The sequence below is a fragment of the Chryseobacterium sp. FR048 genome (assembly GCF_056844665.1).
In genome coordinates this window covers 243,339-260,876 of the sequence record NZ_JBXDSE010000006.1, presented here as the reverse complement: position 1 = coordinate 260,876, position 17,538 = coordinate 243,339, and the positions used below count along the sequence as shown (strand labels likewise).

The window sequence follows — 17,538 nt, the reverse complement described above, 5'->3', positions numbered from 1 at the left end:
TCAATGGTGAATTTTGCTTCGCAAGTGAATCGTGAATTTTTCAGCATTTAAAAAATTGATAGGTGTAGGAGATGGACAATTGATTATTCACAAAGTCAATGGTGAGTTTTGCTTCGCAAATGAATAGTGAATTTGTCAGCATTAAAAAAAATTGACAAGCTTCACGAATTGACCATTCACAATTGACCAAAAAACACCCAAAAACATAACAAGGACCGTAAAATACATTACAGTCCTTGCTTGTTTAGGTCACTAAAGTGTTGGCAATAAAATCAGGCACTAAAGCATAGTGCGATAATTTCATGCTGATGGAAGCTCTTCCGCTTGCCAGGGTTCTCAGATCAGAAATATATCCGAATGTTGATGCCAAAGGAACTTCCGCCGTGAAGATCTTTCTTCCTGATCTTTCATCAATAGAAGTGATCATTCCTCTTCTTCGGTTGAGGTCTGCAGTGATGGCACCTGTATATTCTTCAATACTCTGAATCTCCACCTGCATGATGGGTTCCAGAAGTTTTGGACTGCATTTTCCGGCAGCAGCTCTGAATCCTTCTCTGGCAGCAATTTCAAAATCAAAAGCTGCAGAATCCTGAGCATGGAAAGAACCGTCCAAAAGCGTAATTTTCATACTTTCCAAAGGATACCCCTTCAGAGGACCATGCTCCATGGCTTCTCGGAATCCTTTTTCAACAGAAGGAATGAATTCAGTAGGAATAACACCACCTTTGATCATATTGATGAATTCCAGGCCGTGTTCTTGATCATTCCTAGGACCTATCTCAAAACTGATGTCGGCAAACTGTCCGCTTCCTCCATTTTGTTTCGAAAGCTTTTCCCTGTGGGTTGCTGTGGTGGTTAAGACTTCACGGTAAGAAACTTTAGGTTTCCCCTGATTGATCTCAATACCATGATTCAGCCTGATCTTTTCAAGCGTAACTTCAAGATGCAGTTCTCCCAGTCCGCTTAATAAAGTTTCTCCGGTCTGCCTGTCTCTTTCAATCACCAAAGACGGATCTTCTTCCTGAATTCTGGCCAGAACCAAACCGAAAGATTTTTCATCACCATTGGTTTTCGGTTCAATCGCTACCCGGATAACAGGTGCAGGGATCGTAATCGCTTCCAGCAATACAGGTTTTTCTGAAGAAGAGAGAGAATCACCTGTTTTGGCATCCTTTATTCCTGTCAGAGCAACAATGTCCCCTGCCTTACCTTCTTCCATCGATAAAGTTTTATCAGACTGCATCTGTAGAATCCTTGAAATCCTGAAGTTTTCTCCGGTTCTCACATTCTGTACCGTATCTCCCGATCTGATCTTTCCGGAATAAATACGAAGCATAGCGAGCCTTCCCATATGTTTATCGATAACTACTTTGAAGACAAGCCCTGAAAACGATTCAGATTCATTCCTTTTGAGCGGTATGCTTTCTTCCGTTTGAGGATCTTTTGCCTGGATGTCTGCAAGCTGATCCGGAGACGGAAGATAGGTTACTACCGCATCAAGAAGAGGCTGTATTCCTTTATTCTTAAAAGCCGAACCGCACAAAACCGGAACTGCCGCTCCTGACCTGCAAACATTCTGTATAGCCTCTGTGATCATTTCAATACTGATTGTGTGTTCAGAATCCATAAAGATTTCAAAAAACGTTTCATCAGATCCGGCAAGAGTTTCCAGTAATTTCATTCTATATTCATCAGCTTCTTTCTGATAATCAGCCGGGATCTCTTTCTCTATAATGGTTTCTCCGTTTTCATCTGTCCAGAACAAAGCTTTCTGTCGGATAAGATCGATCACTCCTTCAAAGCTGGCTTCAGCTCCTATCGGTATCTGAAGGGCAAGAGGAACGGCATTGAGCCTCGTTTCAATATCCTTCAAAACAGCAAAGAAATCCGCTCCGATTCTGTCCATTTTATTGATGAAACAGATCTTTGAAGTTCCGTGTTTTTCAGCCTGGAACCAGACATTTTCAGTTTGCGGCTGTACACCCGATGAAGCACAGAAAACAGCAACAACACTGTCCAGCACCCTTAGAGAACGCTCTACTTCTACTGCAAAATCAATATGTCCGGGGGTGTCAATAATGTTGATATTATAAACTTTGTTATCCTTTTTCCATTGGGTGGAAACAGCGGCCGATGAGATGGTGATACCCCGGTTTCGTTCCTGAATATCCTTGTCCATCGTGGTATTGCCATCATCTACATTTCCGATTTTGTGGATAAGTCCTGTATAATACAAAAGCCTTTCTGATAATGTCGTTTTTCCTGCATCTACATGTGCTATGATCCCTATATTTCTTGTGTTATATTTCATTTTGTTTGATTTAAATTGTTGATTTTTAATACTCTGTTGAGAAAAGGTTCTGGGAAAAATGATCACAACGAAGACTCCGGCCTGTTGGTCAAGCCGTAAAATTTGAATGAATCTAACATTGATGGTTATTTTTCAGAACAGATTTATCAAACAACAGAGGTTATTTGAATGATTGAAGTCTGAAAAGTAGGGCAGCAAAAAAGACCTATCCGAATAGACAGGTCTTCAATATATTTTTAGTAATAAAGATCTATGGAACTATTCAGATAAATATTTAGTGCTGCCAAAGAACACAGCTCTGACAGGATTGCTTAACGTTATAATATTTATCATTTTTGTTGACATTATTGATTTTTAATCGATTGCGAAATTATACTATTTTTTTGAATTCCAAAGAATTTTTGAAAATATTTTTTCATAATTGGCCTTCAACAGTCTTCTTATCGGTTTATCTATAACCACCGAACTCATAAAAATATCTTAAAACAGAGAACGGAGTAATGCATTTATGATAAAAATTTTATCTTTGAAAAGAATAGATAATTTAAACACTTGTTGATGATTCATAAATTTTAAATCTTTTTCAAGAAGCTAAATAAAACTTTTAACTTAAGACACTTTGAAAACAGATATAGACATTCACAACCACAGTCATTTTTCCTTTGATCTGTGGCTCACCTTAATCAAATCTCACCCTGAATTTAAAGCAAAAAGAGTTGAGCTGTTCTCCTCATTTTTTAATGTAGACAAACCGATTGCTGATGTTGCAAAAACGGTAAAATATTACGACGATCTTTGTAATACTATTAATGAGGTTACGGGAGGGAATATCGATACTTTTGAGATCTATCTGATGATTCTGGGTGCACTGGATGTAGATATTAAGCCTTTAAATAAAGAAAAACTTAACGAGTTCTATCAAAAGAGTGAAGCATTATTTCTGGAATATAAACCGGTGATCATATTTGAAAATATCCATGATTTTTTTGAGAATATCAAAAGTCAGGGAAAGACCATTAATATTCTGAGCAATACAGGATTCATTAAAGGGACAACGATGAGAAAGTTCCTGATTCATGAAAACCTTGATCAGTATATTGATTTTCATATCTATTCTGATGAAATCAACTGCTCGAAACCGAATCCGCTTATTTTTCAGGAAGTGAAAAATAACCTCAGAGATCAGGATCTGCCGCTGCATCAGGTTTTGCATATCGGAGACAATCCGGTGGCCGATTATCAGGGGGCAAAAGCCTTCGGATTCAGTGCACATTTACTTAAACACTAATATAAACATGAATAAAAGATACAGCTTACACCACATTCATTCGGCGGATGAGTTTACTTTCTCACCTGCGGAATACAGTTATTTCAAGTATGGCGATAAGTCGTATGCTGAAAAATTTGCAAAAGAATTATTCGAAGGATTTATTTCCGAAAATGCAGCTCTTTTGGACACAGACAAAGAAATTGTAGTGCTTCCGAGCCCTTATATGGCGATTCCTACGGCTTCCAACTTTTTGTGTTTTTACTTTAAGAAGTATCTGGATTTCCATTTGTTTCAGAAAGGAAAGAAGTCAAGCATTTTATCCAAAATCAACAGAAATCATACCTATATCACAGATTATGGGAATCTTAATTTTGAAGACCGTAAAAATCTGATCGCCAACGATACTTATTATATTGATAAAGATTTTTTAAGGGGAAAACTTTGTATTTTTATAGACGATATTAAGATCACGGGAAGTCATGAGTATACCGTCAACAGAATTCTTGATGAATATAAGGTGGAGGCAGACTTTATGTTTCTCTATTATGCGGAACTGATGAATTTTGACCTTGATCCTAAGATTGAAAACTTTTTCAATTATTATGCAGTAAAAAATGTAAAACATATTGCAGAAGTGATGAATAAAGAAAGTTTTCAGTTCAATACAAGGATCGTGAAATATATTTTAAGCTTAGATTCAAGTAATTTTGATTATCTTACGTCTCAAGTAAAAAGAGAACAGATGGACCTGCTTCTGGAGTTGGCCATCAGTAACAATTATCATTTAATAAAAGAATACGAAAATAACATCAATACTTTAACACAAACGGAATTATATTATGGCTATTAACTTACAAAAAGGACAAAGAGAAAACATCAACGCACCTAAATTTACTGTAGGTTTAGGATGGGATATTAATAATACTTCTACAGGAACAGCTTTCGACCTTGATGCTTCTTTATTTTTGCTTGGGGACGACAAAAAATTAGTTTCAGATAATCACTTTATTTTTTATAACAACCTTGAGTCTCCGGACAAATCGGTGATCCACACTGGAGATAACCTTACAGGGGAAGGAGCAGGAGATGATGAGCAGATCAAAATCGATTTGACAAAAATTGATGACGCCATCAAAGAAATTACCGTAGTAGTAACCATTCACGAAGCAGAGGCAAGAAAGCAAAACTTCGGACAGGTAAGAAATTCTTTCATCAGAATTTTTAATACGGATACGAATGAAGAGATCTTAAAGTACGAACTGGATGAAGATTTCTCTATCGAAACCGCTGTAGAATTCGGAAGAATTTACAACAGAAACGGAGAATGGAAATTTGAGGCTGTGGGAGCAGGACAGAGAGACGGCCTTGAGAAATTTGTATCAATTTATCAGAAGTAATTATGGACAATCAGGAAAATCAATCAATAGATCCACTAGGATCAATCGAGCCTCTTAAAACTTTCGAACCTACTCCAATGGTTCCGCCAGTACCGGCTCAGCCCATTCAGAATGCTGCACCGGCAGTGCTTGTAGACAGAGAAGGAAATGTAAACCTGACGCAACTGCAGTCAGAAGAACGTCAGAAATATGAAGTTCTGGCCAACTCTATTGATGAAGCGAACCCAGGTTCTATCGTTAATTTTGGGGCAGAGCTTCAGAAAACCTTAACCAATCAGAGTGACAGCTTCTTAGGAAATGTAAGAAGATCCAACTCCGGAGAAGTAGGAGGGCTTATCAATGATCTTTTGGTAGAGCTTAATTATGTAGATGTAGAAGAGCTTAACGGAAATAAAGTAAAAAGCTTCCTGAGCAAATTGCCATTCATGAAGAAGGTAATCACTCAGGTAGAAAATCTGTTTGCAAAATATGATAAGATCATCAACAATATCGAGCAGATCTCTTATAAAGTAAATGCAGGAATCATTACTTCTACCAAAGATAATGCAGTTCTTCAGACTATTTTTGAAAGTAATGTAAATTCTATCAAACAGATTGAAGATCTTGTAATCGCAGGAAATATAAGAATGGAAAGAGCGGCTGTAGAACTGGCTCAAATGGAAGCAAGTCCTCAGAATTTCCAGGATTATCAGATTGCGGATAAAAGAGATTTCATTGCGAGATTAGACAGAAGAATGGCTGATCTTAAGGTGGTACGTGTGATTATGATGCAGTCTCTTCCACAGATCAGACTGGTACAGAATAACAACGTTTCTATTGCTGAAAAAGCGCAGACGATCCTTACAACGACTCTTCCTGTATGGAAAAATCAGCTTTCACTTGCCGTTGCCATGTACAGACAGCAGCAGAATATTGAGATCCAGCAGAAAGTATCTGCTACTACAGAAGAGATCTTAAGAAAGAATGCAGAGCGTTTAGGCCAGAATTCAATCAATGTAGCCAGAGCTAATGAGCAGACGATTGTATCGGTAGAAACATTGAGAGAAACTACCTCAATGCTGATCAATACATTGAACGAAGTGAAACAGATTCAGAAACAAGGTGCTGATAACAGAAGAAAACTGGATCAGGATCTTCAGACATTGGAGCACGAGTTAAAAGCGAATGTCAGAGGTTAATTTATAGGATACAAAGGTGGGGGATGATGCAGCAACCATATTGTCGCAAAGCAAAAGAAGATTAACAAAGCTTAAGCTTCTTGCGAATTTTTTTGAACATATTGACATAATATCGATTTTTATTAAAACAGATATTATCCACAATCTGTTCCAGGAAAACACGGCTTTAGATTACAATAAACTGGAACTTTTTCACCTTCAGTATACCGACAGTCTCATAGAACTTCTCACCAAGATCAAAAGACAGAAAGAGAATGATATGCTGGCTGTCATCAATGAAATTGACATCAACAATAAATATATTTCAGGTTTTGAAGAAAGAAGGGTAGACAGTTTTCAGACAGACCGGAAGATGTACAGCGGTGTATTTTCCCAACATCTGAAGACCCTGTATAAAGACCTTACAGAAGATATTTTTACAGCCAATTGGGATAATGTATTGTATTTTCATAAGAAATATGCGCAGGAATTTTACAGGACGGAAGCAGACGAATCGCTGCTGAAATCAGAATCATTTCCCGCATACCAGTACAGAGATTACTCCATTGAACGTAAACTATTGGGAAGATTGAATATACAGGGATTCAAAGTGCGTTTTGTGTGTGGCTACCTTGTTGATACTCACGAGTATGAACTTTTTAAAATCTTTCAGTCTGATGACTATTTTATTTTCAGCATAGATGATAGGAAATTATATCTTTTTGATAAAGAACTGGATAAGCTCGATATTTCTGAAAATCAGTCGAACCAGGGAACGATTATCGATCAGCTGAAAAGAAAAAATGAACAGCTGGAGAAAAGTATGAACGAAAGAAAGCGTACATTACCTCCGGAAGTAGAAGGCGTTTTGAAAGATTATATCAAAAACCTGGAAAATATGGATATTATGAGCAAAATATTCGATTTCGACGAAGAAACAAATATTTTGCGGGCAATGCTTAATTTGAATTTGAATAATAACTAAAAATGAATTTTGAAAAGCAAAGAAAGTAAAGCAAAGCTTGGAAAGCGAAGAATCGATGTTGAATAGCAGATTCTGCTTTCTTCGCCTTATTTACTTTCTTTGCTAAAAAATAAATAACAACTAAACATAAAAAAATGGCTATCAACTTACAAAAAGGTCAGAGAATTAACCTTAAAAAAGAAAACGGAGCTGAGCTGTCCCAGGCATGTGTTGGAATCAACTGGGGAGCAATTGAAAAAAAAGGATTTTTCGGAACTAAAAAAGAAGCAGTAGACTTAGACGGAAGCTGTATTTTATATGATTCAAACAAAAATGTAACTGAAGTAATCTATTTCGGAAATCTGAAATCCAAAAACGGATCTGTAAGACATAGCGGAGACGACCTTACAGGAGACGTTGACGGAGATGACGGATTGGATAACGAAGTGATTACAGTAGATTTCAGCCAGCTGGAGCCAAATGTAGAGCATGTGGCGATGGTACTGAACAGCTACAGAGGTCAGGATTTCGGAACGATTCCTTTTGCTTCCATCCGTATCTATGAAGGAACACCTACAAATGTAAGAGAGGTTTTTGCAAAATATGATGTTGCCAATGATGCTTCTTTCAGCGGACATGTTGCGATGGTAATGGGAGTGTTCTATAAGAGAAACGGAGAATGGAAATTCAATGCAATCGGAGATCCTACTGCAGACAGGAAACTGGAGCAGACGATTCAGACGGTTCAGATGAATTATCTATAATCTATTGTCAATCAGATCATCAATAAAATAGCAATATTTGTACTCCGTACACTTATTGCTTTTATCATATAATAACATTACTCAAGTGGAACATCAAAGTATTTTAGATCTGCACCCTGGTTTGGTGTGGGGATTTGCGGTAACAGTCGTTATCATGCTGCTCCTGGACTTAGGAGTTTTCAATAAAAAAAGTCATGAAGTATCTTCCAAAGAAGCTACGATCTGGTCTATCGTATGGATTTCGCTCTCTATGATATTTTCAGGAGTTGTGTATTGGGTTTTCAATACCGACGGATCTCCTGAAAGCCATGCGCTGGCAGTAGAGAAATTTACCCAGTACCAGGCTGCCTATTGGATTGAAAAAGCGCTTTCGGTAGATAACTTATTTGTATTTATCCTTGTTTTCGGCTTTTTCAAAGTACCGAAGTTTCTTCATCATAAAGTCCTTTTCTGGGGGATTATTGGTGCCCTGATTTTCAGAGCGATCTTCATCTTTGCAGGAGTAGGGCTTATTAATCTGACGTATCTTCCTGAAATGAATATCTTCGGCGAAGCTGTAAAGATCAACGTTGTGATGACGCTGTTCGGATTATTCCTTGTGTATGCAGGGATCAAGTCATGGGGTGACGGAGACGATGATGACGATGAAGATTATAGCAATACAGCGGGAGCAAGACTGATCAAAAGTTTCTGGAAAGTTTCTGACAACTATGATGGAGATAAGTTCTTTACCGTACAGAAAGGAATCAAAATGGCAACACCGCTTTTGGTAGTGGTTGGGGTTATTGAGTTTACAGACGTTCTTTTTGCCGTAGATTCAATCCCGGCGATCTTTGCGATCTCAAATGATCCTTTTATCCTTTATACATCCAATATTTTTGCGATTTTAGGATTAAGATCATTATACTTCCTGTTGGCGAATTTTATCCACATGTTCAGCAAACTTCCTTACGGACTGGCAATTATCCTGTCTTTCATTGGGGTTAAAATGCTTATTGCACCTTGGATTCATATTCCATCACCGGTTTCATTAGGAATCGTAGGCGGAGTATTGGTAATATCCGTTCTTTTATCCATTATCTTCCCTGAAAAAGAAGAAGAGGAAAAAGAGAAACTGGAAGAGAAATAATCGTATTTAAAATAGATATAAAGCCTCTGGAATATAGTTCCGGAGGCTTTTTTTATGGAGAAAATTAGAGAAAAGCAGTATTGAAATTATCTGAAGTCAAAATAGTTAGCAATATGCTTAATCGAATATAACTTAGGCTAGCAAAATGGTATTGTAAGTTTATGATGAAATGAGAAAAGAACCAATCCTACTTTAGACTTGATCTGAAACCTTTCAAAAAGAGCATTACGGTAAACGTCTATTGATTTTATAGAAACGTTCATTTCATCAGCAATCTGTTCGTAAGTAAGCTCTCTTTCATCACAGACCAAAGTAAGGAAATGCTGTTCTCTGTCAGACAGTTTTATACTTTGGAATGTATCTTCTTCTTTACTTTTGTAATTCTTAATTCGTTTCAGAATTTCAGTGATATTGTTATAACCAATGGAAAGAATATTGTCAATACAGAATTTCAGTTCAGGAGCACTGCAGTTTTTGTGCAAAAAACCTCTGGCTCCATATTGGTAAGCTTGATCAATAATGTTTTCCTCAAAATGCTGGGTCAGTAAGAGTACTTTGTATTCTTCATTTTCTCTTTGTTCCAGTTGCTGTAAAACCTCTATTCCATTGAGTAGGGGCATAGAATAATCCAAAATGAAAAGATCCGGTTTCTTTTCCTGAAAGGGTAAGGCATCAAGAAATAGCTGCCCATTCTCAAACTCATGGGTAACTTTATAATTTCCTAACTTCTCAATCAGTTGCTTTAATCCTTCCCGTACTATTTTATGATCATCAATGAGAACAATGGTTGATTTTTCCAAATGAGATATTTTTTAATTTTATTTTTTTTCAAAAACCTGTATAAGTGTTCCTTCTTGAAGTTTGCTTATAATGTTTAATTCGAAATTAATAATTTCTGCTCTTTTTTTAAGAGTATTCAGACCTAATTTATCACTTTCCTGTTTCAGAACAAAGCCTTTTCCATTATCAGAAATTTCCAGCAGAAAAAAAGGTTGAAATTGTAGTTTTATAATTACTTTATCTGCTTCCGAATGCTTAATAATATTGTTGATAATTTCCTGATACATTCTGAAAAGGATATGAGAATACTCAGGAGCCAAATCAGACGAGCCATGATTAGGACAGATCAGAGAAAAATGGATGGTGTTATTCTGTTTAAGATAATCAAGATCTTGCCGGATACGAGTTTCAATAGGTTTCTTATCAGAAAGATAAGGATGTAAGCGATGGCTTGTAAAACGAACCGATTGAGAGAGAGTTCCTAAAGAAGAAGAAAGGCTTTCCAATGTCTGATTAATCTCGGGAAAATCCAGCTTCATATTCTCAATCTGAAAATTGATAACGGTAATTTGCTGTCCAATATCATCATGGAGATCTCCGGCAATCTGTGAGCGAAGCTCTTCCTGACTTTCCAGAATACTTTGAGTAAGGGTTTTCTGAAAGTCCATGTCTTTTTTATGGATGTCATTTTGATAATTGGTTATTTTGTGGATATGAAGCCGTATCAGGATAACACAGAACAGTACCAGTAAACATACCAGCATCATGACAATAATGATACCCAAGGCAATCTTATACATGGCTTTTGTTTTCTTTGTAAATATATAAATTTATGAGAGAGTAGTAGATGATGCTAACAAAATAACTGATAATAGGATACAGGTTAATATTCTTGAAAAGTTTTGTATAATAAAGGGATTGAGAATCGAATGCAAACATAAAACTGTGTCCCAAAAAAAATAATATAGGCGAGATCAGAAGTAAATAATTATTTGAAAGCAACCAATTGAACTTCTCTTGCTTTAAAAATTTGAAACTGAAAAGGATGAATGAAATGACGTAGATAAATGTTCCTAAAACAAAAGAATAATTGTTTAAGGATTTTGTCCCTTCCCAATAAAAAAAATCAACAATACAGAAAAAGGTGAAAGAAGGGACGATATATTGCAGGAACCGCTCCTCTTCAATTTTTTTGAAAAAGAGAAAGAACCATAGGACAAAGTGGAGATAGCAGTATAGCACAACACACCCTATCAAATTGTTATTAATGGAAAAAAGAGTTTCTGCGGCAGCGTTCAGAACCAATATGGAAAACAATAAGCCATTATTCTTCTTTTTCAGAAAAATAATGGCCACCAAAAGTGTAATGATCTCAATATAACTGATAATAGTGAAATGCATTTGAATCGTTTTTATTTCTTAGAATATTTTACTCCGGAAGGCGGAATATGGGAAAGATTATAGTATTTTTCAGTACCATCATCAAGTAATAAATAAATTTGAGCTTCTGTAAATTCTTTGTCAGTACTATTTTTTGTCACCCTTGGACATATACTGTCAATTTCAGCAGTATTAATCATTTCCCTTCCTTTTATAATTTTGAATTCCCTATAATTTTTATCCAGTAAATACTCTAGGAATTTTTCATGAAATACTGAAACGGTATCACCAAAATCACAAAATCCATTTTTAGCTACATCATAGGTAATGTCTGTTGCTATTTTGGTTTTAGGTAAGTCAAATCTTATATATTCGTTTTCTCTTGTATTACTGTTTAAATCCCTTACGAGTTTTTTAAATCCTTCATCATTTTTTAAATCCTTTACATAGTAAAAAATACCACCATGGTTGATAGATTCCTTATATGTTGCGACATTTCGTTCATATACCGGGGCTTTTATTTCGTGGATATTATCCAGAAAGGTATTGTAAGCGATTCCTTTTTTCTCACTTTCTTTAAAATACTCAATCGGAACGATGGTGAAAACTTCTTTAGAGTTTTTTTTATAATCTGTTTTAAACTCCATTTTTTCTTCATCTGATTCTATTGCGTCTTTTGCTTGTGTTGCTGAAGATTTACGATTCGTACAATTCCACAACAGTATGAATACACTGAGTAATAAAAAATTTTTCATGACATTTAATTTTTGTTGTTAAACAATTCAAATCTCTTACAATTCTATTTTTTTAACAATAGGGGAAACCCTAATTCTGTCTTCCGGCTTTTCCTACTCCTCTAAAAACACTTGCTGGCAATAGAATTTTACAAGAAAAGCTGTGTTTTCCATTACTGATTTTATTAGGGAAACTCCTACTATAAATATAATGTTTTTCGTATTGATTGATAGCAGACACCTAAGGTAATTTTGAAATGAAAAATTAACCGGGTAGTCGAAAACGGTACATAGAGTAGACGTATTTCTAAAGCTTTACGTTATGAAAACAAAATTTTTTTTTGTGATTGTTATATTAATGATCATATCGAATATTAAAGCCCAGGAGTATTCCAATACTCCTAATGGGTTTAGAGTAAAAAAAGGAGAAAAAAACTATTTCCGTATTTATAAAAATAATGACTTCAAAATAGATACTACTGATTATAGAAGATTGGACCCATCTGTATATTTTGAGATTTCAAAAAACAATAAGGAGATTAAATTTAATAAAAAAACTTATGTATTAATTTCCATTCCAGGGAATAAAAGTCAAATTAAAAAAGAATGTATCGCTGGATCTCGGGTAAGTAATGTTGATTTTGATAAAGAATTTTGGACAGAAAAAGAAAATATCTTTGTTGTAGATAAAGATGGACGTGAGCTTTATAATGAAAATAATATTGAAAAAAATTATTCAAAGTTTTCAAATGATTTTTTTTCTGGTTTATTAACAGCGCCATTTAAATACCGTTTCGGTGGTTCTAATAAGAGTTTAATAGATGGTGATTTTAATATTGCTCCATTTCTTGGTTGGAAATTCAGATTGAGCCAGAATAAGCCTTATCTCGTTGCTCCATTTATCTTTGCAGGAGTTACAACATTAAAATACAACTCAACAAATAATACCAAAATTACCGACTTATCTATAGAAGAAAATGGTAGTGGCTTTACCTATGGAGGTGGTATTTCTTTAAGGTTAGGAAGTATCTCACCCGGAATTATAATAGGAGTAGATCAAGGGGTTGGTAATTTAGGAAGTGGGTTTGTGTATAATAATAAAGCTTGGTTAAGTTTTAGTCTTAACTATGATTTTTTTAAACTCAAAGTAGATGCTAAAGATGCTGGCAATTAAATAATGAAAGAATAAGTATATATCTTCAAACAAAAAACAAAATAGACAGACAAGTTTGTCTATTTTATTTTTTTATTCTACCTTTGCTTTATCAACAAAAGAAAATATGAAATCTCCAAGAGAAAGAATTGTAGAAACAACGTTTGAATTATTTACGAAACAAGGATATAATTCCACAGGGATCAATCAGATCATTGCAGATGCAGGCGTAGCAAAAGCGAGTTTCTATCTGCATTTTAAATCAAAAGAAGATTTGTGTGTAGAATTTCTTAATGTAAGACATGAGTATTGGTTTGGTGAGCTCAATACCTTTTTATCAAAAGAAAAAGAGGCAAAATCTAAAATTATCGGAGCTTTTGATTTTCTGGTCCATATGAATGAAAAAGAAAATTTTAGAGGCTGCAGCTTTTTGAATATTCTGTCGGAAATCTCAATCGATAATATTAAAATTTTGAGTGTTATTCAATCCCATAAAGCAGATTTGAGAAACTATTTTTTAGAAATACTGAATGACGATATTCTTTCGGACCATATTTATATGCTTTTTGAAAGCAGTATTATAGAAAGCCAGCTTTTCAGATCAAACGAATTGATAGAAAAATCAAAAAAAATAGCCACCAATTTAATATCATAAAAATGGAACAAAAACATCCGCTTCCGCCTTTCACCCTTGAAACGGCAAAAGATAAAATTCAAATGGCTGAAGATGCCTGGAACAGTCAGGATCCGGAAAGGATTTCTAAGGCGTATACCATCGATAGCGAATGGAGAAACAGGGATACATTCGTGAATGGAAGAGAAGAGATCGTAAGTTTTCTTCGGGGAAAATGGAAAAAAGAACTCAATTATAGACTGAAAAAAGAATATTGGGCTCATACAGATAATCGCATTGCAGTCCGCTTTGAATACGAATATCAGACAAAAGAAGGAAATTGGTTCAGGGCATATGGAAATGAAAACTGGGAATTTGATGAAAATGGACTGATGGTTAAGAGATATGCAAGTATCAATGATCTTGCGATAAAAGAAGAAGACCGGAAATTCAGATAAATTTTAAAAAGACTGCTATCTTAGCGGTCTTTTATTTTGGATGCTTAAAAACTATGGAAAAAGAAAATTTGGATTTAGAGGTGTTTTATTACGTTGATCCGATGAGAATTATTGATGATCCTGTAGAGAGCTTCAATGTGCTGATGAAGTACGATAAGGAAAAGACAGCAATAGAAATGTTTTTAAAGGATTGTCATTTAAAAGATTTTCTCTGGGTTATCATTACGCTTTTTAAAAACCAATACGCTAATGGAGCTTTATTAAGTTCCTTTATTTCTGAAACTGTAGAAAAAGAAAAGAAAGCAGATGGCATTTTATATCACCAAAGAAATCAATACAGAAATGATGTGAAATCTCTGCAGTTCAAATATGACAGTGAAGATCATTTTGAATATCTGGTATTTGAAATACCTGAGCTTTTGGAGGATATAACCGATACTATTGAAGACCCATTAAGTGATCAACGATATTTGAAAAATAACAACAGGTATGTTTTAAAATCTGACAGTGGAATAGACTACATCGAAGCTTCCCCGTCTTTTTTCAAACTCAAGGCCAACATGAATAAGTCAAAAAGGTTTCATTAATATCCTTATGATCTAACTTCCTTTGCCATGCAAGAGCTTATTGATTTTTCTTCTGGTCTGCACGGAAACTTTATACGCTTCATCACGCAACTTCTGTATCTTCCCTACAGGCTGAAAGATTGATTTGCTTTCAAACGGATTGAAGGAAAGCAGTTCATTACCGCAGCTACGGGCATCCAATAAAGAATCCCTTTCTATTTTCACCTCCCCGATTTTAATGAATGGTGAGTTTTTCCATTCCACATTCAGTTTGTTGATCGGTTGGTCTTTAAGGTCATAGCAAAGCTGAATCAAAACATCTGCAGTAAAATCATTTTTCTGGAAATAGTCTTTTAAAGCTTTTTTCGTATCCTGTTTTTTATCCATATTCTTATTTACAGATTGCGGCCTCAGCCTGATCTTCATCATATGGTCTCCCAGGCGATAGGCTCCTACAGAATAATAATCAAAAGAGAGGATAAAATCATTTTTCTTTCCGATCAGCTTCAAGGTATTTTTGATAAAAGAAGCATTGAAAACGGATGGAATTACTTTTACCATCTGGGCGATCACAGGAAATACACTGTACCATTTTTTGATATAGGAACGGTTGATGGCTGTAAATAATTTTAAAAAAGTAGATACAGAATTCACAGGGAATAAAGGAAAATTCACCAGGGGGAAATTGGCGAGAAGACCTCCGTTTTCATCTTTGATCTGCACGGCAAATCCATAGGCTGGAAAGTCTTTCTTTGAATTTTTGATCTTCAGCTGTGCATTAGACAACCTGATGATGAGGTCAAATTTTTCTTTATCAAAAAAAGGCTGCAGCGATTCCGGGATCGAAGGATCTACCCAAAATGTTCCTTTAGCAACTGCATAAGTCTTTGCATGTGCATTTCTGGTCGCATAATTGACATCGCTGATAGAAGAGGATTGCTCCACAAAATCGGCAATCGATTTTTTATTGATTTCCAGAAGTTTTTTTTCCTCTTCATTAAGCTCGTCAAACTTCTTATTATATTTTAATGGATTTGGCATTTAGTTTTTAAATTCAATTATAACGCCAAGTTTCGGAATCTGCGTTAAGCAAATATTACAATTATTTGAATTTTAATAGCAATGGAATGAAGAAGAGGAGGGTGAAACTGAATATGGCTTCCGGATTTCAAAGTGTAATTTGTTTAAATTGTTGATTTTTAAATTTTTAATCAAACGGAATGATGCGTTTTTTACCATAAAATTCATAGAGGTAGAGTGTATCTTTTGATCATCGTTTTTCTGTTTCTATGTTCCAATCCAAAAAGTCTTATCTTTGCAAAAAAAAAATTATGGGCGTAGCAGATATGTTATTTAAACGTAAAAAAGAACTGGCCGAAAAAAACCTTAAAGAGGGTAAGGAATATATGGAAGAGTATGGTAAAAGAGAAAGCGTTGTGCAGTTACCAAGCGGCTTGCAGTATGAGATCATTACAGAAGGTGACGGAGCAAAACCAGGTCCTAAATCTACTGTAAAATGCCATTATCACGGAACCACTATTTCAGGTAAGGTTTTTGATAGCTCTGTAAAAAGAGGTACTCCTGCATCTTTCCCTTTAAACAGAGTGATTGCAGGATGGACAGAGGCACTTCAGTTAATGCCTGTAGGAAGCAAATGGAGACTGATCATTCCGCCACACCTGGCTTATGGAGATCAGGAGATCAGCAAAGAAATCGGGCCAAACAGTACCCTTGTATTCGAAGTTGAATTGCTGGATATTAAATAATCCAACTTAAAAATAGATTAAAAATTTACCTGATTTCAGGTAAATTTTTTTATTTGTACTATATTCGTATTTGTAAATTGAAGATGAAAGAAGAGGTGAATTTACATTACGCTAGGCAACACAAAATATAACTGAATGAAAAAACTTTTTTACCTTTTTGCTATTGCTGGCCTATTGGTATCCTGTGTTTCCAAAAAAAATCAGGCTATTCAGCAAAATATTCTTACCTTGAAAGACAGCTATTGTAAGGCTCCTTTTAAGTACAATTACAATAATAAACTTCCGTCTTATAATTCGGATTCTATTCTGACGGCCAATAAAGACCTGAAGGAAACCTTTACGGATCAGAGTATTTTGATCTTAAATGCATTGAATAATCTGGATGATGTTCATAAAATTATCCAACTTAAAAAAGATTCTTCACTCACTTCACAGGTGAAAATATTACAGCTTAAAACCAAAATCAACAGCAGAATTACCATTGCATTAACTGAACTGGATGCCGTAGCCGCAGAATTCGATTGTGAAGGAGAAAGAGTAGCCCAGATCGGAAATTATGTAGATAACCTGAATTCTTCCAGAAATAATAAATTGATTTTATATTCTATCATTGCCGGAGCTGCTTCTTCAATAGCGGGCGGAATAGTGAAAAGTGACGGCTGGGATAATGCAATAGGTATTGGAGGAGGTATTTTAGGAGCAGGTTTTGGTTTGGCAACCCTTAATCCCAAAGGAAAAAAAGTAGAATTTATCCACCAGAGAAACCTGTTAAGAGACATTTGGAGAGAAAAACTGGAATCACCCAATTTTCCACCTTTTATCTGGTATATGTATACGGAGAAGAAATTTTCTAACAAAGAAGAACATTCCATTATCGGGAATATGAAACAAAGATGGCTGCATTACCAGTTTGATGATGTAAAAGAAGCTGCTGATAAATCTGTTATTTTCAGTGACGGAGGGTTTTACAGGGCAGATGATCTTCATAACCGCGCAGCCATGCTCAATCAGATGCAATCGGCAACAAGAACGATTAATCAAAACATCAATTATTTGCTGCTGGATCTGGATAAATTGATCCTTTAAGAAAAATTTA

At 35.3% G+C, this 17,538-nt stretch carries 18 protein-coding genes; 13 read left to right on the top strand and 5 right to left on the bottom strand.

Annotated elements, in window-relative coordinates; genetic code table 11:
* Window positions 1–244: 244 nt before the first annotated feature.
* Entirely contained in the window at window positions 245–2,311 is a 2,067-nt protein-coding gene (fusA, locus tag AC106K_RS17875; protein ID WP_482446819.1) for an elongation factor G, read from the bottom strand.
* A gap of 619 nt (window positions 2,312–2,930) precedes the next feature.
* On the opposite strand from fusA, the gene AC106K_RS17870 reads away from it, so the two are divergent.
* From AC106K_RS17870 to AC106K_RS17840, 7 genes are all read left to right on the top strand, one after another.
* Window positions 2,931–3,599 (top strand): HAD family hydrolase, encoded by a 669-nt coding sequence (locus AC106K_RS17870; RefSeq protein WP_482446818.1) that lies wholly within the window; start codon window positions 2,931–2,933, stop codon window positions 3,597–3,599.
* Between the two features lie 7 nt (window positions 3,600–3,606).
* Window positions 3,607–4,431, top strand: a complete 825-nt coding sequence (locus AC106K_RS17865; protein WP_482446816.1) for a phosphoribosyltransferase family protein — start codon at window positions 3,607–3,609, stop codon at window positions 4,429–4,431.
* The gene (locus AC106K_RS17860) at window positions 4,421–4,978 is read left to right on the top strand and encodes a TerD family protein (RefSeq protein WP_482446815.1); all 558 of its coding nucleotides are present in this window, start codon (window positions 4,421–4,423) and stop codon (window positions 4,976–4,978) included. Before AC106K_RS17865 ends, AC106K_RS17860 begins: the two co-directional genes overlap by 11 nt.
* A gap of 2 nt (window positions 4,979–4,980) precedes the next feature.
* Window positions 4,981–6,156, top strand: coding sequence for a toxic anion resistance protein (locus AC106K_RS17855; protein ID WP_185114407.1), 1,176 nt, complete (start codon window positions 4,981–4,983; stop codon window positions 6,154–6,156).
* A gap of 16 nt (window positions 6,157–6,172) precedes the next feature.
* On the top strand, window positions 6,173–7,120 hold the full coding sequence (locus AC106K_RS17850) for a hypothetical protein (protein ID WP_482446813.1): 948 nt from the start codon (window positions 6,173–6,175) through the stop codon (window positions 7,118–7,120).
* A 134-nt stretch (window positions 7,121–7,254) separates the two neighbouring features.
* Complete coding sequence (locus AC106K_RS17845) at window positions 7,255–7,863, top strand: TerD family protein (RefSeq protein ID WP_482446811.1); 609 nt, start codon at window positions 7,255–7,257, stop codon at window positions 7,861–7,863.
* A gap of 85 nt (window positions 7,864–7,948) precedes the next feature.
* Window positions 7,949–8,992, top strand: a complete 1,044-nt coding sequence (locus AC106K_RS17840) for a TerC/Alx family metal homeostasis membrane protein (RefSeq protein WP_482446809.1) — start codon at window positions 7,949–7,951, stop codon at window positions 8,990–8,992.
* Window positions 8,993–9,129: 137 nt separating this feature from the next.
* On the opposite strand, the gene AC106K_RS17835 is transcribed toward AC106K_RS17840, so the two are convergent.
* From AC106K_RS17835 to AC106K_RS17825, 3 genes are all read right to left on the bottom strand, one after another.
* Window positions 9,130–9,792 carry a response regulator gene (locus AC106K_RS17835; RefSeq protein ID WP_482446807.1) on the bottom strand — a complete coding sequence of 221 codons (663 nt, stop codon included), beginning with the start codon at window positions 9,790–9,792 and terminating at the stop codon, window positions 9,130–9,132.
* An 18-nt stretch (window positions 9,793–9,810) separates the two neighbouring features.
* Window positions 9,811–10,572 carry a sensor histidine kinase gene (locus tag AC106K_RS17830; protein ID WP_482446805.1) on the bottom strand — a complete coding sequence of 254 codons (762 nt, stop codon included), beginning with the start codon at window positions 10,570–10,572 and terminating at the stop codon, window positions 9,811–9,813.
* A gap of 612 nt (window positions 10,573–11,184) precedes the next feature.
* Window positions 11,185–11,907, bottom strand: coding sequence for a hypothetical protein (locus AC106K_RS17825; protein ID WP_482446804.1), 723 nt, complete (start codon window positions 11,905–11,907; stop codon window positions 11,185–11,187).
* 301 nt (window positions 11,908–12,208) lie between these two features.
* Between AC106K_RS17825 and AC106K_RS17820 the strand changes: the two genes are divergently transcribed.
* From AC106K_RS17820 to AC106K_RS17805, 4 genes are all read left to right on the top strand, one after another.
* The gene (locus AC106K_RS17820) at window positions 12,209–13,060 is read left to right on the top strand and encodes a hypothetical protein (RefSeq protein WP_482446803.1); all 852 of its coding nucleotides are present in this window, start codon (window positions 12,209–12,211) and stop codon (window positions 13,058–13,060) included.
* A 106-nt stretch (window positions 13,061–13,166) separates the two neighbouring features.
* On the top strand, window positions 13,167–13,694 hold the full coding sequence (locus AC106K_RS17815; protein ID WP_482446802.1) for a TetR/AcrR family transcriptional regulator: 528 nt from the start codon (window positions 13,167–13,169) through the stop codon (window positions 13,692–13,694).
* Between the two features lie 2 nt (window positions 13,695–13,696).
* Window positions 13,697–14,110, top strand: coding sequence for a DUF1348 family protein (locus AC106K_RS17810; protein WP_482446801.1), 414 nt, complete (start codon window positions 13,697–13,699; stop codon window positions 14,108–14,110).
* Between the two features lie 53 nt (window positions 14,111–14,163).
* Complete coding sequence (locus tag AC106K_RS17805; RefSeq protein ID WP_482446800.1) at window positions 14,164–14,697, top strand: hypothetical protein; 534 nt, start codon at window positions 14,164–14,166, stop codon at window positions 14,695–14,697.
* Between the two features lie 12 nt (window positions 14,698–14,709).
* Here the strand turns inward: AC106K_RS17805 and AC106K_RS17800 are convergent, their stop codons facing one another.
* Entirely contained in the window at window positions 14,710–15,717 is a 1,008-nt protein-coding gene (locus AC106K_RS17800; RefSeq protein WP_482446799.1) for a catalase family protein, read from the bottom strand.
* 290 nt (window positions 15,718–16,007) lie between these two features.
* On the opposite strand from AC106K_RS17800, the gene bamJ reads away from it, so the two are divergent.
* Both bamJ and AC106K_RS17790 read left to right on the top strand, forming a co-directional pair.
* Window positions 16,008–16,442, top strand: a complete 435-nt coding sequence (gene bamJ / locus AC106K_RS17795; RefSeq protein WP_482446797.1) for a BamJ family beta-barrel-assembly machinery protein — start codon at window positions 16,008–16,010, stop codon at window positions 16,440–16,442.
* A 135-nt stretch (window positions 16,443–16,577) separates the two neighbouring features.
* Window positions 16,578–17,528 (top strand): hypothetical protein, encoded by a 951-nt coding sequence (locus AC106K_RS17790; protein ID WP_482446795.1) that lies wholly within the window; start codon window positions 16,578–16,580, stop codon window positions 17,526–17,528.
* Window positions 17,529–17,538: the final 10 nt, after the last annotated feature.

Bases quoted from the DNA above. Each gene is read 5' to 3' on its own strand.
- fusA (WP_482446819.1), bottom strand. From the start codon at position 2,311: ATGAAATATAACACAAGAAATATAGGGATCATAGCACATGTAGATGCA.
- AC106K_RS17865 (WP_482446816.1), top strand. From the start codon at position 3,607: ATGAATAAAAGATACAGCTTACACCACATTCATTCGGCGGATGAGTTT.
- AC106K_RS17860 (WP_482446815.1), top strand. From the start codon at position 4,421: ATGGCTATTAACTTACAAAAAGGACAAAGAGAAAACATCAACGCACCT.
- AC106K_RS17855 (WP_185114407.1), top strand. From the start codon at position 4,981: ATGGACAATCAGGAAAATCAATCAATAGATCCACTAGGATCAATCGAG.
- AC106K_RS17845 (WP_482446811.1), top strand. From the start codon at position 7,255: ATGGCTATCAACTTACAAAAAGGTCAGAGAATTAACCTTAAAAAAGAA.
- AC106K_RS17830 (WP_482446805.1), bottom strand. From the start codon at position 10,572: ATGTATAAGATTGCCTTGGGTATCATTATTGTCATGATGCTGGTATGT.
- AC106K_RS17825 (WP_482446804.1), bottom strand. From the start codon at position 11,907: ATGAAAAATTTTTTATTACTCAGTGTATTCATACTGTTGTGGAATTGT.
- AC106K_RS17820 (WP_482446803.1), top strand. From the start codon at position 12,209: ATGAAAACAAAATTTTTTTTTGTGATTGTTATATTAATGATCATATCG.
- AC106K_RS17815 (WP_482446802.1), top strand. From the start codon at position 13,167: ATGAAATCTCCAAGAGAAAGAATTGTAGAAACAACGTTTGAATTATTT.
- AC106K_RS17810 (WP_482446801.1), top strand. From the start codon at position 13,697: ATGGAACAAAAACATCCGCTTCCGCCTTTCACCCTTGAAACGGCAAAA.
- AC106K_RS17805 (WP_482446800.1), top strand. From the start codon at position 14,164: ATGGAAAAAGAAAATTTGGATTTAGAGGTGTTTTATTACGTTGATCCG.
- AC106K_RS17800 (WP_482446799.1), bottom strand. From the start codon at position 15,717: ATGCCAAATCCATTAAAATATAATAAGAAGTTTGACGAGCTTAATGAA.
- bamJ (WP_482446797.1), top strand. From the start codon at position 16,008: ATGGGCGTAGCAGATATGTTATTTAAACGTAAAAAAGAACTGGCCGAA.
- AC106K_RS17790 (WP_482446795.1), top strand. From the start codon at position 16,578: ATGAAAAAACTTTTTTACCTTTTTGCTATTGCTGGCCTATTGGTATCC.